Origin of the sequence: Hymenobacter sp. (assembly GCF_035709525.1) — a bacterium.
In the GTDB taxonomy this organism is placed as follows: Bacteria; Bacteroidota; Bacteroidia; order Cytophagales; family Hymenobacteraceae; genus Hymenobacter.
The window spans coordinates 57408-73185 of record NZ_DASTEP010000207.1 but is presented as its reverse complement, the minus strand read 5'-3'; the positions used below and the strand labels follow the sequence as shown (position 1 = coordinate 73185).

The 15778-nt window shown below is 63.5% G+C and carries 17 protein-coding genes; 13 read left to right on the top strand and 4 right to left on the bottom strand.

Translation table 11 applies throughout. The features are described 5' to 3' along the window. Positions 1-37: 37 nt before the first annotated feature. The 5 genes from VFO93_RS18240 (at position 38) to trmB (ending at position 4444) form a co-directional block, all read left to right on the top strand. A complete protein-coding gene (locus tag VFO93_RS18240; protein WP_325135820.1) occupies positions 38-742 on the top strand; it encodes a MotA/TolQ/ExbB proton channel family protein in 705 nt (234 codons plus the stop codon). An 84-nt stretch (positions 743-826) separates the two neighbouring features. Continuing rightward, the gene (locus VFO93_RS18235) at positions 827-1249 is read left to right on the top strand and encodes a biopolymer transporter ExbD (protein WP_325135819.1); all 423 of its coding nucleotides are present in this window, start codon (positions 827-829) and stop codon (positions 1247-1249) included. Between the two features lie 111 nt (positions 1250-1360). After that, positions 1361-2284, top strand: a complete 924-nt coding sequence (locus tag VFO93_RS18230) for a hypothetical protein (protein ID WP_325135818.1) — start codon at positions 1361-1363, stop codon at positions 2282-2284. 96 nt (positions 2285-2380) lie between these two features. Continuing rightward, complete coding sequence (locus VFO93_RS18225) at positions 2381-3706, top strand: folylpolyglutamate synthase/dihydrofolate synthase family protein (RefSeq protein WP_325135817.1); 1326 nt, start codon at positions 2381-2383, stop codon at positions 3704-3706. A 75-nt stretch (positions 3707-3781) separates the two neighbouring features. Next, entirely contained in the window at positions 3782-4444 is a 663-nt protein-coding gene (gene trmB / locus VFO93_RS18220; protein ID WP_325135816.1) for a tRNA (guanosine(46)-N7)-methyltransferase TrmB, read from the top strand. A gap of 314 nt (positions 4445-4758) precedes the next feature. Here trmB and VFO93_RS22400 read toward each other — a convergent pair whose 3' ends face one another. After that, positions 4759-4920: a TetR/AcrR family transcriptional regulator gene (locus VFO93_RS22400; RefSeq protein ID WP_414653603.1), complete on the bottom strand. Its 162-nt coding sequence runs from the start codon at positions 4918-4920 to the stop codon at positions 4759-4761. Between the two features lie 259 nt (positions 4921-5179). Next, positions 5180-5806: a hypothetical protein gene (locus VFO93_RS18215; RefSeq protein WP_325135815.1), complete on the bottom strand. Its 627-nt coding sequence runs from the start codon at positions 5804-5806 to the stop codon at positions 5180-5182. A gap of 216 nt (positions 5807-6022) precedes the next feature. Here VFO93_RS18215 and mnmA point away from each other — a divergent pair, with 216 nt between their 5' ends. The 7 genes from mnmA (at position 6023) to VFO93_RS18180 (ending at position 13891) form a co-directional block, all read left to right on the top strand. Further along, entirely contained in the window at positions 6023-7192 is a 1170-nt protein-coding gene (gene mnmA / locus VFO93_RS18210; protein WP_325135814.1) for a tRNA 2-thiouridine(34) synthase MnmA, read from the top strand. Positions 7193-7288: 96 nt separating this feature from the next. Continuing rightward, complete coding sequence (locus VFO93_RS18205) at positions 7289-8041, top strand: hypothetical protein (protein ID WP_325135813.1); 753 nt, start codon at positions 7289-7291, stop codon at positions 8039-8041. Positions 8042-8162: 121 nt separating this feature from the next. Next, on the top strand, positions 8163-9623 hold the full coding sequence (locus tag VFO93_RS18200; RefSeq protein WP_325135811.1) for a S8 family peptidase: 1461 nt from the start codon (positions 8163-8165) through the stop codon (positions 9621-9623). Between the two features lie 147 nt (positions 9624-9770). Continuing rightward, on the top strand, positions 9771-10085 hold the full coding sequence (locus tag VFO93_RS18195; RefSeq protein ID WP_325135809.1) for a hypothetical protein: 315 nt from the start codon (positions 9771-9773) through the stop codon (positions 10083-10085). 110 nt (positions 10086-10195) lie between these two features. Further along, positions 10196-10897 (top strand): ribulose-phosphate 3-epimerase, encoded by a 702-nt coding sequence (gene rpe / locus VFO93_RS18190; protein WP_325135808.1) that lies wholly within the window; start codon positions 10196-10198, stop codon positions 10895-10897. 196 nt (positions 10898-11093) lie between these two features. After that, on the top strand, positions 11094-13613 hold the full coding sequence (locus tag VFO93_RS18185; protein ID WP_325135807.1) for a TonB-dependent receptor: 2520 nt from the start codon (positions 11094-11096) through the stop codon (positions 13611-13613). A gap of 11 nt (positions 13614-13624) precedes the next feature. Then, positions 13625-13891, top strand: coding sequence for a hypothetical protein (locus tag VFO93_RS18180; RefSeq protein WP_325135806.1), 267 nt, complete (start codon positions 13625-13627; stop codon positions 13889-13891). Between the two features lie 18 nt (positions 13892-13909). On the opposite strand, the gene VFO93_RS18175 is transcribed toward VFO93_RS18180, so the two are convergent. Then, positions 13910-14488 (bottom strand): HPP family protein, encoded by a 579-nt coding sequence (locus tag VFO93_RS18175; protein ID WP_325135805.1) that lies wholly within the window; start codon positions 14486-14488, stop codon positions 13910-13912. A gap of 103 nt (positions 14489-14591) precedes the next feature. Here VFO93_RS18175 and VFO93_RS18170 point away from each other — a divergent pair, with 103 nt between their 5' ends. Beyond that, positions 14592-15254 carry an alpha/beta hydrolase gene (locus tag VFO93_RS18170; RefSeq protein WP_325135804.1) on the top strand — a complete coding sequence of 221 codons (663 nt, stop codon included), beginning with the start codon at positions 14592-14594 and terminating at the stop codon, positions 15252-15254. Between the two features lie 58 nt (positions 15255-15312). Here the strand turns inward: VFO93_RS18170 and VFO93_RS18165 are convergent, their stop codons facing one another. Further along, on the bottom strand, positions 15313-15771 hold the full coding sequence (locus VFO93_RS18165) for an RES family NAD+ phosphorylase (RefSeq protein WP_325135803.1): 459 nt from the start codon (positions 15769-15771) through the stop codon (positions 15313-15315). Positions 15772-15778: the final 7 nt, after the last annotated feature.

The following is a 15778-nucleotide window of genomic DNA, read 5'->3' as shown; positions in this document are numbered from 1 at the left end:
AACCAAGTACTAAAAATCCCCACCCAATTTTCGCTGCATGTCCGTTTTTCTGCTGCAAGCCGGCCCCGCCCTTACTACCGTTGCCGATACGGCTGCCACTGCGGCTACCGCCGCCGCCGGTGCGGATACCGACCTCTCGCTTATCGACCTGATACTGAAAGGGGGCTGGATAATGCTGCCCATCTTCGCGCTGCTCATCGTCTCGATTTACATCATCGCCGAGCGCTACCTCACCATCCGCAGCGCGGGCGGTAATCCCGAGAGCTTCATGGCCGGCATCCGCTCGCTCATGGTGAAGGGTGACCTGCCGGGGGCCAAGCTCTACTGCGCCCAAAACCCCTCGCCGCTGGCCCGCATGGTTGAAAAGGGCCTGCGCCGCATCGGCCTGCCCATCACCGAGATTGAGGCCAGCGTCGAAAACGTGGGCAAAATTGAAATCGCCCGCCTTGAAAAGAACATCAGTATCCTGGGCATCATCGCGGGCATCGCGCCCATGCTGGGCTTCGTGGGCACGATTATCGGCGTTATCAAGATTTTCTACGCCATCAGCAGCAGCGGCGAGTTTGGCATCACCCAAATCGCGGGTGGCCTGTATACCAAGATGGTAACATCGGCAGCGGGCCTCATTGTGGGCATCATCGCCCACATCGGCTACCACTGGCTCAGCATCATGGTCGAGCGCATGGTGTTCCGCATGGAAAACTCGGCCATCGAGTTCATGGATATCCTTCAAGATAATTAGTGCATGGCAGTTAGTGCTTGGTGCTTAGAGTAACTCGTTTATTCAAAGGCCTAAGCACTAGGCACAATGTACTAAGCACTACCTATGAATCTTTCCCGCCGCCGCCACGCTACTTCGCACGTCGAGACGAGCTCGATGAACGACATCATGTTCTTTTTGATGCTGTTCTTCCTGATTGTGTCCACGATGGTGAACCCCAACGTTATCAAGCTATTGCTGCCCAACGCCAAGAGCAGCAAGCAGGTGATGAAGCAGCCCATCACGGTGAGCATCAACGCGGCGGGCGAGTACTACGTGAATAAAAAGCCCGTGACGGCCACCACCCTGGAGCCGGAGTTGCAGGCGCTGCTCGTGCCCGGCCAGCCGCCCGAGGCCCAGCCCTCGGTAGTGCTACGCGTCGACGCCGGCCTCAACGTGCAGAAGCTGGTGGACGTGCTCGAAGTCGGCAACCGCTTGAAGCTGAAGATGGTAATGGCCACGCAGTCGCAGCAGGCAGCTGGAAAATAAGATGTAGGGTAAGCTTTAGCTTGCCTTTTCAAAGAAATTATTGCCTTGAAAAAGGCAACTCAGGCCGGTCAGGAGGTTTTACCGGCAAGCTAAAGCTTACCCTACACACTCATGGCCCTCGACTATCCCGAAGAGCACCGGCGCGAAGCCCTGGGCATCACGGCGGCCATCGTGCTGCTGCTGGCGCTCATTTGCTTCTTTCTGAAATTCAAGGGCCCCGACCCGCCCCTGACCGCTATGGGCGGCGACGGCGTAGAGCTGAACTACGGTATCGACGAGGCCGGCTCGGGCGATATCCAGACGATGGCCACCGCCAACGCCTCCCAAAACCGCGAGGACTCGCGCCCGCCCGCCGCCCAGCCCGACCCCACGCCGCAGCCCGCCCAGCCCCGCGTAGAGCCCACGCCGCCGCAGCCTGAAACCCAGGAAAAAACCATCACCAGCGAAGCCGAGGAAACGGAGGTAACCGCCCCGCCCGTCGAGAAGCCCACCACCAGGCCCGTGCGCCCCGTGGAGACCGTGCGCGAAACGCCGCCTGCGCCGACCCGGCCCCGCGAGCAGCCGCGCACCGTGTACACCCCGCGCGGGGCTACCGGCACGGCCGGCGGCAACGGCGTAAACGGCACCAGCAACACGCCCACCGGCAATAACAACGGCGACCGCCCCGGCAGCGTGGGCGACCAGGGCGACCCCCGTGGCTCGCTCGATGCCAAGGCCCTCTACGGCGCGCCCGGCAGCGGCGGTAGCGGCTCGCGCCCCGGCAGTGGCGGGGGCGGCGGCCTCGAAATGAGCGGCTGGCGCTTCGAGAGCCAGCCCACCGTGGAAGCCGTGGACGACAACCCCGGCGTGATTCGCTTCAAAATCAAAATCAGCGACGACGGCGAGGTAGAGGCCGTAACCAAAGTATCGGGCAACGTGTCGGCGGCCCAGGAAAAGCTCTGCCGTGATAAGCTGCTCGACGCCAACTTCATCCGCACCAACTCGGGGCAGGGCGGGGCCACCGGCTTCTACACCTTCCGCTTCACCGTGCGGTAGGGGTCATTTAACATTTATCAATTAGCATTTAACAGACCTGGGCGGACTGCTAAAACGAGTTGTTAAATGTTAATTGATAAATGTTAAATGACGAAGATGACTTATTCTGAAACGCTCGCCTGGCTTTACGCACAACTGCCCATGTACCAGCGAGTAGGGTCAGCGGGCTTCAAGAAGGGCTTGGGTAATACGGAGGCGCTGGCCGAGGCCCTGGGCCACCCCGAAACCAAGTTCCGGAGCGTGCACGTGGCGGGTACCAATGGCAAGGGCTCGTCGTCGCACCTGCTGGCGGCGGTGCTGCAAAGCGCCGGCTACAAGGTGGGCCTGTACACCTCGCCGCACCTGCGCGAGTTTACCGAGCGCATCCGGGTGAACGGGCAGGAACTGGCTCCCGACTACCTGGTGCGCTGGGTCGAAACCCACCGGGGGCTGTTTGATACCATTCAGCCGTCGTTTTTTGAGATGTGCGTGGCGCTGGCTTTCGACTACTTCGCCGCCGAGCAGGTCGACGTGGCCGTGGTGGAAGTGGGCCTGGGCGGCCGGCTTGACTCCACTAATATTATCACGCCGCTCGTCTCGCTCATCACCAACATCAGCTACGACCACCAGACGATGCTGGGCAACACGCTGCCCGAAATCGCGGGCGAAAAAGCTGGCATCATCAAGCCTGGCCGGCCGGTGGTGGTGAGCCAGTCGCAGCCCGAGGTGAAGGCCGTGTTTGAGACCAAAGCCGTGAAGGAAGGAAGCGCGTTGGTGTTTGCTGATGCGCGCTACGAGGCGCGGCTAGCCGCCGAAACAACTACTGACGAAGCGGCCACCGCCGGCGTGCAACTGCTCAACGTGTACCGCGACGGCCAGCTATACTTGAAAAACGTGGAGCTGGGCCTGCTCGGCGACTACCAGCGCCTGAACTTGCCCGGCGTGCTCGCCACCCTGGACGAGCTGCGGGCGCAGGGCTTCGCCATCTCCGAAGCGGCCCTGCGGCAGGGTTTGCGCGAGGTCACGCGTCTCACCGGCCTGCGCGGCCGCTGGAGCATTCTGGGGCAGCGCCCGCTGGTGGTAGCCGACACGGGCCATAATGAGGCGGGCTTGCAACTGGTGCTGGCGCAATTGGCGCGGGTGCCGCACCAACATCTTCATATGGTTATTGGCGTCGTCAATGACAAAGACGTGACCAAGGCGCTGGCTTTGCTGCCCCACGCGGCTACCTATTACTTCTGCCAGGCTAGTATTCCGCGCGCGCTACCGGCCGGGGAGCTGGCCGCGTTGGCCCACGCGGCCGGGCTGGCCGGGGAGGTACACGGCCCGGTGCCAGCGGCCGTGGCCGCCGCCCGCGCCGCCGCTGCGCCCGATGATGTCGTGTTTATCGGCGGCAGCACCTTCGTGGTAGCGGAGGTGGCCGAGCTCTACGAGCCGCGCTAGGGGCGGGCGCGGGCGAAAGGCCAGGGTAGCCGTAGTTTTGCAGCCCGTTTTTCGCTTTCTTTTAGATTACCTGCCGTGCCCCGCATCAAGCTCCAACGCTTCGCCGAAAATGCCAATCGCCCCAACATCGTAGAGCCGGGCAAAGCCAACTTTGGCCAGCTGGCCGGCCGCTGGGCGGCCGATTTCTTTCACAACGACCACCCACTGGTGCTCGAAGTAGGCTGCGGCAAGGGCGAGTACACCGTGGGCCTGGCCCAACTACACCCCGAGCAAAACTTCCTGGGCCTCGATATCAAGGGCGAGCGCATTTGGCGGGGCAGCACCCGCGCCGAGGCGCTGGGCCTGACGAACGTGGGTTTTCTGCGCCTGCTGGCCCACCAGCTCACCGAGCATTTCGCCCCCGGCGAACTCGGCGAAATCTGGATAACCTTCCCCGACCCGCGCCCCCGCGACCGCGACATCAAGCGCCGCCTTACCGCGCCACGCTTCTTGGATATGTACCAGGCGCTGCTCGCGCCCGGCGGCGTGGCTCAGCTCAAAACCGACAGCGAAGGCTTGTTCGAATACACGATGGAGGTGCTGGCCGGGCGGCCCGGTGCCACCATCGAGGTAGCCACCCGCGACCTTTATGCCGAAACCGACCCGGCTTTTGCGGCGGCGCAGGCCATCCAGACGCACTTCGAGGGCAAGTACCGCGCCGTGGGCGTGCCTATTAAGTACGTCCGGTTTCGGCTCTAATGTGCGGTAAGCTTTAGCTTGCCGTGGCCAGAGAGCCAGGTAAGCGTAGGGTGCGGGGCTGGCCCCCTGGGAGTGGCCAGGGGAACGGTGAAGTCTTCAACTACCTGACAGCCGTGCTGGGGCTTCGTTCTTGGAAGGTGCCGGCGTATGGACAGCGATTACTTGCGCGCCGTAGTTTCTAGAAAGCCATCCAGTAGGTGCTCAGGCCGATACCCTAAGCGCAGGGCGTATTGATACACCTGTTCGGCATCGGCATACAACTGCGGCTGGCCAGCCGACTGGCGTTGCCGGGGATATACAGCAGTAGGCCCCGACTACCGCCCGGCTGCTGAGGCGAAGTGGCGGTAAAGCGAGGCCTTGGCCACCCCGGAATCAGAAATCAGTTGGCTGATGCCCGTGGCACGATAGCCTTGCTCCATAAACAGCCGGGAAGCGTGCGTAAGCAGTCGAGCCCGGACTTTGCTGTGGTGAGTCATACGGGCAGAGATAAAGGACTAAAGCCAAAACGGTACCGACTGGTATCATTTTGGCTTTAGTTCTAGTTGACTAAGGTTACTCGCAGTAGAATTACCCGGCCTTCAGGACGGATTTAGCTTTCACAATCCGGGATGCGATGCAATCAAGCAGCATCAGCCTCTCCAGCGGCAGTCGCTACCACAAGCGCCCCCTTCGCCACCAGTGTGGCCCCCGGCCCCCGGCTGGGCGCGGCCCGAGGGGCCAGACACACGGGTTGGCCTACGCCTCTTCCAGCGCCTCAAACACGGCTTCGAGCTCCGTGAAGTCGCGCAAACCGGGCTTTATCTCGTCGCCCCCGGCCAGGATGAGGCCCGCCGGATGCACCTGCTGGGCGGTGTCGGCGGCCTGGGTGGGGTCGGCGGGGGCGGCCAGCCACAGCGGGGCCTGGCGGGCCAGCTGGTGCCAGTATGCGTAGTCGGCGGGGTAGGGCTGCGGGGCTTCGGTGAAGAAGGCGAAGCCGGCCGGCAGCGCGGCCGTGAGGTCGGCGATGGCCGCTGCGTAGTGCGCCTGGTTGATGATGACGGTGGAAGGCACCTCCACCAGCGCGGGCACGGCTAGGCCTTGGGGCCAGGCCTGGCGGGCGCGGTCGAGGCGCAGCAGCACGCCCGTGAGGCCGCATTCTTCGACCAGGCGGTTGATTTCGGCCCCGGCCACGTGGCCAAACTCGCCGATGATATCGACGCCGGCCACCCAGCCGGATAGCTCGCGGGCGGTGGCCGCGTCTACGGCACCGGGCAGGTTGGCATCGAGCGTGAAAATGAGGCCCTGGGCCCCCATGCCCGCGCAGTAGCGGGCGTCGGAGAGGTTATTGATGCCGCGCACGAGCACGGGAAGAGCGAGAGACATTTAACAATTATCAGTTAACATTTAACAGCAGCCAGGCGCGGCAGATGGTAAGTCGGCCGGCTGCTTGACGCTGCAAAGTTGCTACGGCGGTCACCATAAGCCGTTGCTTACTGCGGCGGGTTGTTAAATGTTAATTGATAACTGTTAAATGAAGCCGTAACTTTGCCCCTGGCCCCAGCCGGAACGTTCACCTCCCTGGGTGGGTTAGCCAAGTTCATGGAAAATACGCCAACCAAAGGCCGCGTGCTCGTGGCCATGAGTGGCGGCATCGATTCGTCGGTGGCCGCCGTCCTGTTGCACGAAGCCGGCTACGAAGTCGTCGGCATGACGATGAAAACCTGGGACTACGCCAGCGCCGGTGGCTCGAAAAAAGAAACCGGCTGCTGCTCGCTCGACAGCATCAACGATGCCCGCGACATTGCCGTGCGCCTGGGTTTCCCGCACTACATCATTGATATTCGGGATGAATTTGGCGATTTTGTCATCGACAACTTCACCGAGGAATACCTTGCCGGCCGCACCCCTAACCCCTGCGTGCTCTGCAACACCCACATCAAGTGGGATGCCCTGCTGCGCCGCGCCGATATGCTAGGCTGCCAGTACATCGCCACCGGCCACTACGCCCAAATCCGGCAGGATGCCGAAAGCGGGCGCTTTATCGTGAGCAAAGGCCTCGACGAAAACAAAGACCAGAGCTACGCCCTGTGGGGCGTGACGCAGCAAAGCTTGAGCCGCACGCTGTTCCCGCTGGGCGCGATGCGCAAAACCGAGATTTACGACGAGGCCCGCCGCCGCGGCTTCACGGCTTTGGTTAACAAGCCCGAGAGCTACGAAATCTGCTTTATCCCCGACAACGACTACCGGGGCTTTCTGCGCCGCCGCGTGGAAGGGCTCGAAGCGCGGGTGGCCGGCGGCCGCTTCGTGGACAAGCACGGCACCGACCTGGGCGAGCACGAGGGCTACCCTTTTTACACCATTGGGCAGCGCAAGGGGCTGGGCATCGCGCTGGGCTTTCCGGCCTACGTAGTCGCCATCCGGCCCGAAACGAATGAGGTGGTGCTCGGCAACTACGACGAGCTGGCCAGCTCGTTTACCACCGTGCACAAGCTCAACATGGGCAAGCTCGGCAGCCTCGAAGGGCGCGGCCTGGTGCCGGCCGTGGTGAAGGTGCGCTACCACCACGCCGGCTCGCCGGCCTTCCTGGAGCAGGTCGAGGACAAGATTAACATCTACTTCCCCGAGCCGGTGCACGCCATCACGCCCGGCCAGGCGGCCGTGTTCTACGACGGCGACGACGTGCTGGGCGGCGGCTGGATTACGCGCCATGTCATCGGCGAAGCGCCGAAAGTAGCGGCGGTGGCCGTACCTTCGGCCGCGTTGGTGTAAAGATTTTTATATGATAGATTTGGAAGTGAGCGTTAGCAGGTTGCGGCGCTCACTTCCGGGTTTTAGCCGGTTGGTATTTTAAGCAGATAATTTACGATGATACTACGTTTCCGCTATTCTAAACTAAGCCAAGCTGCGGCGGCGCTCACTATTCTAATCGGCGCCAGCCTGCTCAACGGCTGCCGCAACGAAACGGTGACGCCCAACCCGGCCGACGACTATTACCCGCTGACGGTGGGCACCTACCGCGCCTACGCCGTGAGCGACACTACCTGGAGCAAGGGCGTGGCTACGGCCAGCAACTACCAGTTGCGCGAGGCCATCACCCAGCAATACGCCGACGCGGCCGGCCAGCCGGCCTACCGCATCCTGCGCGCCCGCCGCGCCAACAGCGCGGCCGCCTGGGTCGACGACAGCGTGTACGTGGTGCAGCCGCTGCCGCAGTCCATTACGCTGACGCGCGACAACGTGCGCAGCATCGAGCTGATTTACCCCATCGTGGCCGGCAAAACCTGGCGCAAGTATTCCTTTACGACCACCCGCGCCGACAGCGTGCGGGTCTTTGACCCCAGCGTGGGCAAGCCCTTCACCACGCCCGGCCCCGCGCCCAAAACCTACGACCGCACGGCCACCGTGCGCGACGTGCAGCCCGTGGCCCTCAACGATGGCCTGTACCGCCAGGCGGGCTACTTGCAGGTTTTTGCCCAGAACGCGGGCGCGGTGGCGCGCCGCCGCTACTACTACGAAACCTTCATCACCCTGCCCAACCAGGCGCAGCAGCTTACGCCGGGCGTCATTCAGCAGGGGCGCTCGCGGCTGGAAGTGCTCATCGACAGCGGCAAGCTGTAGGCGGGGCGAAGCCCGCAAGACGGATTTTTACTAAAGCGTCAGGTTGCAAGCAGGCAGCCTGGCGCTTTTTTGCTTGGTCGTAACTTGCCCGCCCGACTACCTCTTTTTAATAGCTATTTTGATGCAGAGAACTTTCCGGCTCGCGGCTTTGCTGCTAGGCTTGCTGCCGGCCGCCGCCCAGGCCCAGGGGCCGGTGCGCCGCCACATTATCTATTTTCAGGATAAAGCCAACTCGCCCTACTCGCTGAGCCAGCCGCAGCAGTTTTTGTCGGCGCGGGCGCTGGCCCGGCGCACCCGCCAAAATATTCCGCTCAAGCCCCGCGACCTGCCCGTGAACCCCGCCTACGTAGCCCAGGTGCGGGCCGTGGCCGGCGCGCCCGAGGTGCGCTACACCTCGCGCTGGCTCAATGCCGCCGTAGTGGCCTGCGACTCGGCTACGCTGGCGCGCATCTACCAGCTGCCCAGCGTGAAAGGTGGCCAGACGCTGAGCACCGCCGCGCCCCAGCCGCCGCGCCCGGCCCCGGCCGTGGCGCCCGGCCCGGCCGCCCGGCCGGGCGCTATGCCCCGCGCCACCTACGGCCCGGCCTACGCCCAGGCCGAAACCATCGGGGCGGTGGCCATGCACGCGGCCGGCTACCGGGGTGAGGGGATGCAGATTGCCGTGTTCGACGCCGGCTTTCCGGGGGCCGACCAGCTGGGGCCGCTACAGCTGATGCAGCAGCAAAACCGGGTAGCCGGCACCCGCAACTTCGTGGACGGCGGCCGCGCGGTGTACCAGCGCAACAGCCACGGCACCAACTGCCTGGGTCTCATCGGGGGCGAGCTGCCGGGCACCTACGTGGGTACCGCGCCGCGCGCCACGTTCCACCTCTGCATCACCGAAGACGTGGGCAGTGAAACCCCGCTGGAAGAAGCCAACTGGCTGGCCGCCGCCGAATACGCCGACTCGGCGGGCGTGGATGTCATCAGCTCCTCTTTAGGTTATAACACCTTCGACAACCCCGCTACCTCGCACACCTACGCCGACCTCAACGGGCGCACGGCCATCAGCAGCCGCGCCGCGCTGGGGGCCGCCCGCGTGGGCATGGTAGTGGTGAACTCGGCCGGCAACGACGGCACTAACAACTGGCACTACATCGGCGTGCCGGCCGATGCCGACAGCATCATCACGGTGGGCGCGGTAGACTCGCTGCGCCAGCACGCGGGCTTCAGCTCCTACGGCCCCACCGCCGACGGCCGTCTCAAGCCCACGCTTTCGGCCATGGGCGTGGCCTCGGCGGTGCTCTCGCCCGCCGGGGCCGTGGTGCGCGGCAACGGCACCTCCTATGCCTGCCCCGAGCTGGCCGGGCTGGTGGCGGGCTTCTGGCAGGCCAATCCGCAGCTCACGGCCCAGGCAGTAATCGGGGCCTTGTGCCGCTCGGCCTCGCAGGCCACCCGGCCCGATAATGCGCTGGGTTTTGGCATTCCTAATTTTGAGGCGGCCTATAACCTGCTGCATCCCAACGCGCCGCTGGATGCTACACCGGCCGCACCCAAGGTCGGTAGTAAGGCATCGCCCCGGCGGGCGGGGCGGGCCAAGTAGGATAGCTAAATCAAATACCGCCGTGCTGCGCAAAAAAGCCGGTGTTTTGGCTAATTAAAATTGCTTTTACCGGCTAAAAATATTGGCTATTTGCGCCGCTTGTCGTACCTTTAAGCCGTAGAAAAACCTGTTTTCGACATGCTCCAGATGATGACCACCAAGCGCATTGGGCGCCGCCAGTTCCACTTCACGGTGGAAGGCAAAAACTTTCACGAAGTAGTGGCCGAGTACGAGCGCCTGAGCTTCCCCGACGTGGGAGCCTGCGGCCTCTGCGGCTCCGACAACCTCGACCTGAGCAGCCGCGTGGCCCAGGGCAAGTTCAAATACACTTCCATCAAGTGCCGCGACTGCAAGGGCGACCTCACCTTCGGCAAGATGCAGGAAGACGAGAACACCTACTTTCTGCGCCGCAAGGACACCGGCGAGCTCGACTGGCGGCCGTTTGAGAAAAAAGCGGACTAGATAAGAAAACCGCCTGCTTTGCGTTGAGAGGCCGGCCGCTGGATGGGTAGTCCGGCGGCCGGCTTCGTACTTTTGTTGGATTGACTACCCGCTTTCCTGCTGTTTATCCAGTGATTCCTCCTCCTACCGGCCGCCGCCACGAACCTCTGCTGGCCCCTTCGCTGCTAGCCAGCGACTTAGCTAATATTCAGGCCGCGGCCGAAACCCTGGCCACGGCCGAAGCCGACTGGCTGCACTTCGACGTGATGGACGGCCGCTTCGTGCCCAACATCTCCTTCGGCCTGCCCATTCTGGAGGCCCTGCGCCCCCACGCCCGCCAGCCCATCGATGTGCACCTGATGATAGAGCACCCCGAAAATTACCTGGCTGCCTTCCGTGAGGCGGGCGCTACCAATATCACGGTGCACTATGAGGCCTGCGTGCATTTGCACCGCGTGGTTGAGCAAATCAAAAACCTGGGCTGCACGGCCGGCGTGGCCCTAAACCCCGCCACGCCCATCAGCCTGCTCGAAGACATTGCCGCCGACCTCGACGTGGTGCTCATTATGTCGGTAAACCCCGGCTTCGGTGGCCAGGCGTTCATCCCCAATACCTTGCGCAAGGTGGCCGCCCTCAAGGAGCTGCTGCTCGACCAGGGCTCGGGCGCGCTCATCGAAGTCGATGGCGGCGTAAACCAGGAAAACGCCGGCCCGCTCGTGGAGGCCGGGGCCGACGTGCTGGTGGCCGGCAACTTCGTGTTTAAGTCGCCCGGCGGGCCGGTGCCCACGCTGGCCGGCCTGCGCAAAAAGCTGCGCCAGGTGGTGAGTAAGTAGGGGATAGGGGTGGGCGGTAACTGGTAGGAACGTAAAAGACGAGTCATGCTGAGCGCAGCGCAGCGGAGTCGAAGCATCTCTACCGCTTCTTTGCTAGCGTTAGAAGTGACTCTGCTAAAGAGATGCTTCGGCTGCGCTGCGCTCCGCTCAGCATGACACGCGTTTTGAAGAATTATACACTATTCAGTCGGACGGTTTGAAGCAGGGACTACTACTGATTTTTGGGGTGAGCGGGCTGCTGCTGGCGCAGCCGGGCCACGGCCAGCAGGCACCCGCCGCCAGCGCGCCGCGTGCCCAGGGTTTGGTGCTCACCGGCACCGTGCGCGACGCGCAGGGCCAGCCGCTGGAGCTGGTGGTGGTGAGCGTGGAAGGCCAGCCCGGCGGGGCCACGACCACGGCCGACGGCCGTTTTACTTTGCGCCTGACCTTGCCCGTGCGCCCCGGCGTGCCGCTGGTGCTGGTAGTGCGGCACATCAACTACCAAACGCTGCGCCAGCCCCTGCGCCTGCCGGCCGATGCCGGCCAGCCCTTGCAACTGACGTTGCAGCCCGAGGCCAAGGCCCTGCGCGACGTAACCGTGCGCGCCCGCTCAGAGGCGGCCGACAGCCGCGAGCAGGTCAGCCTCATTCAGCTCGACCCGCGCACGGCCAAGGTTATTCCGTCGCCCTTCGGCGATTTCAACGCCATCCTTAAAACCCTGCCGGGTGTAATCAGCAACAACGAGCTGACGAGCACCTACAACGTGCGCGGCGGCAACTACGACGAGAACCTGCTCTACGTCAACGGCTTTGAGGTGTACCGGCCGTTTCTGGTATCGCAGGCGCAGCAGGAAGGGCTGAGCTTCATCAACCCCGATTTAGTGCAGAAAGTCGATTTCAGCACCGGCGGCTGGCAGCCCAAGTACGGCGACAAGCTCTCGTCGGTGCTCGACATTCAGTATAAGGAGCCGGCCCGCTTTGCGGCCTCGGGCACGGCCAGCCTGGTGGGCGGGGCGGCCCACGCCGAGGCGCGCTCGGCCAACGGCCGGGTGAGCTACCTGGCCGGCGTGCGCTACAAGAATGCGCAGTACGTGTTCAACGCCCTGCGCCAGCAGCAGGGGCAGTACAACCCCACGTTTTACGACGGGCAGGCCTACGTGAACATCGGGCTGGGGAAGAAGGACGACCTGCAGAAAACCACCTTGGGCCTGCTGGGCGTGGTGGCGCACAACGACTACCGCTTCGTGCCGGTGAGCGGGCAGGTTACGTTTTCGACCGCTACCAACCAGTTTACCCGCCTCAACATCTACTACGCGGGCCGCGAGCGGATGCAGTACGACACCTACCAGAGCGGCCTGAGCCTGAAGCACAACTTCCACCCCGGCCTGCAAATCGAGCTGCTGGGCTCGGCGCTGCTTACGCGCGAGTTTGAGTTTCGGGACGTGGAGGCGGCCTACACCTTCGCCGAAATCAACCGCGACCCCACCAGCCCCGACTACAACCAGACGGTGCGCCAGCGTGACATCGGCTCCAGCTTCAACCACGCCCGCAACGACCTCACGGCCCGCATCTTCACGGCCGAGCTGCGCGGCCGCTGGAACCCCGGCGGCGACCCGCTCGGCGCGCACACCATCCGCTGGGGCGTGAAAACGGGCCGCGAAATCATTCATGACCAGCTCGACGAGTACAGCTTTGCCGACTCGGCCGACTACGTGCCCGACGCCCGCCGCACCCGCCTCGCCGCCGACCTTAGCCTCGAAAGCCAGCGCACCCAGGGCTACGTGCAGCACACCTGGCAAATCGACTCGCTCAAGACGCTCACCTACGGCCTGCGTGGGCACTACTGGTCGGTCAATCAGCAGTTTGTGTTGAGCCCGCGCCTCCAGTTTGCGGCCCGCGGCCGCCGCCACCCCGAGCGCAGCTGGAAGCTGGCGGCCGGCCTCTACGCCCAGCCGCCCTTCTACCGCGAGCTGCGTGACCAGGCCGGCCAGCTCAACCCCGAGCTGCGGGCGCAGCGTTCGCTGCACTTCGTGGTGGGCCGCCAGATTGAGGTGCAACTGATGCGCCGGCCGTTCCGCCTCAGCACCGAGGCCTATTATAAGTACCTCACCGACGTCATTCCCTACGAGGTCGACAATGTGCGCCTGCGCTATTCGGCCAAGAACAACGCCCGGGCCTACGCTGCCGGCCTCGAAGCCCGCCTCAGCGGCGAGTTTGTGAAGGGCGTCGAGTCGTGGCTGAGCTTGGGGCTGCTCACGACTAAGGAAGACATCGCGGGCGATACCATTACGACGTTCAACGATAAAAACCAGCGCACCGGCTACCAGCCGCTCGGCTACATCCGCCGCCCGCAGGACCAGCGCCTCACGGCCAGTATTTTCTTCCAGGACCACCTGCCCGACAACCCCTCGGTGCGCGGCTACGTGAACCTGGTGTTCGGCACCGGCCTGCCCTTCAGCCCGCCCGGCCTGCCGCAGTACCGGGGCGGCAGCGGCCTCACCGCCACCTATCAGCGCGTGGACATCGGCTTCTCTAAAGTGGTGAGTTTGCGCACCACCGCCAAGCCCCATGTGTATTCGCTCGAAAGCCTGTGGCTGGGGTTGGAAATCCTCAACATTCTGGGGGCCAACAACGTGGCCGGCTACAGCTACTTGCAGGACGTGAACGGCCGCACCTACGGCGTGCCCAGCTACCTCTCGCAGCGCGTGGTGAATGCGCGGGTGATTGCGCGGTTTTAAATCCTACTTATGTGAATAAAGTAACATTCTACTGTCCTAAGGATGATGACTCCGCAACATTGGCTGTGCAACTGGAACCGGAAGCGTGGACTTACACGATTGGTCCAGGGGAGGAGCTCACCTTTGTGGCACTCACAGCTGAGGAAGAATTTGGTTGGGGTATGAGTGTGGGAGAGGGATGGGTGCAGCTTATTCCAAATGATGGTAAGCAAACAGCTGAAATACTCATTTATCAAAACGGTATCCAAATTCCAAATCTGGCCTATCCTATCGAATAATAGGAGTTATCATTATAGCTAATACCCACGCTGCCAAAAGCGGTACCAGTACTTATTGGCGGGGTAGCGGCGGGTGGGCGTGAGGTTGTTGAAGACGAGCGCGACCGCCAGCAAAATCAGTACGCCCGACAGCACGGGCACCAGCACGTACCAGTAGCCCAGCGCCTTGAGCTGCGGCGAGCCGATGACGGCGATGAGCGCCGTGGCCCCGCCCGGTGGGTGCAGCGTCCGGGTGATTTGCATGCCCACGATGGCGAGCGCCACGGCCAGGGCGGCCGCCAGCCACGGCTCCTGCCCCAGCAGCCGAAACACGCTGACCCCAATAAGGGCGCTGAGTACGTGGCCGCCCACCAGGTTGCGCGGCTGCGCCAGCGGGCTGTTGATGACGCCGTAAACCAGCACCGACGAAGCGCCGAACGAGCCGATGAGCAGCGGCGCATCGGCGGGCGGCAGGTGGTGGCGGTTGAGCAGCCCCAGCAGGCCGATGCCCACGAAGGCCCCCAGAAAGGTCCAGAAATGCTCTTTGTGGTCAAATAAGGTTTCGCGGTAAATAATCACTTTCACGCGGCGGGCGTGTCGGCGGAGGCGGGTTGGCATGCGGAAAAGAAAGTAAAAAGGTAGAGCTAGCAGAACAGCGACCCCGAAAAACGGTTAAGAACCGGGCTCCCTATTGCCTGGCCCTGCGCGCTCCGCCACCCGTATGAAACGCCTGCTGCTACTCCCCGGCTACCTCGAAGACTCGACCATCTTCGCTACCCTGCGGCCCTTGCTGCCGCCGGCCGCCGAGGTGCTGGCTATCGAGCTGGCGCCCGAGTTTGCGCAGTGGCGGCCGGTGGGCGCGGCCAACGTCGTCACGTTTGCCCGGCACCTGGCGCAGCGCTACCGCATCGGGCCGCACGACGTGCTCATCGGCCACTCGATGGGTGGCTGGATTGCGGCGCACCTCAAAACCCAGACCGGGGCTACGGCCGTGCTGCTCAGCTCCTTCACCGACCCGCACAAGGTAGTGGCCCGCGCCCGCAACCCGCTCTTGCTGGCGCTCTACGCCTGGTCGGGCCTGGGCCGCAGCCGCTGGCTGCGCGCGCGCGCCAAGCGCGACTACCGCTTCGACGAGTCGCGGGCGCTGTTTGGGCAGCTCGCCGATGGCATGGCCCGGCACTCGCGCCGCTACGTGCACCGGCAGCTGCAAGTGTTGTTTGCGCCCGTGCCGCCGCTGCTGGTGCAGCCCGAACTGCGGGTGCATGCCCTGGCCGACGATGTAGTGCGGCCGCCCGACGAGCCGTTTGTGGTAATACCGGGCGACCACTTCGCGCATTATTACTACCCGGAGCTGGTGGCCGAAGCCATCAAAAGTGTAGGGTAAGCGTTAGCTTGCCAGCGTCTGAAAAGCTACCCAACTGCTAGGCAAGCTAAAGCTTACCCTACAGAATATTCTCCTTAATGCGCGGGTCGAACACAAAATCCTCCGTGCCCAGCAGCCTTATCTGCTCGAAATCGGGGTGGCTGGTGTTAATCAGGTAATTAGCCTCCGAAGTGATAATGGCCGACGGCACCTTCAGCACCGCGCTACGGCGCAGCTGGTACCACGCGCCGCCGATTTCCTGGCACTGCGGGTAGCTCGTGACCTGCTGCCAGCCGGCGGGTAGCATCGCGGTGGGCACTTCCTCGATGAGCACCTGGTCGGGAATGGCCAGCCGCATTAGCTTAAACGGGGCTTGCAGGCCCTCGGCGCCCCGGTGCACTACGTTTTCGAGGCAGGCTAGCGAGGCGGTGGCCGCGGTATAAATAATGTATTGCCCGGCCAGGTTCCAGCGGTTGGCCACGCCCGAGGCCGTCAGGCTTTGGGCATAGCGGGGGGCCGAGATGCGAAAAACTTCCATTGGTGCG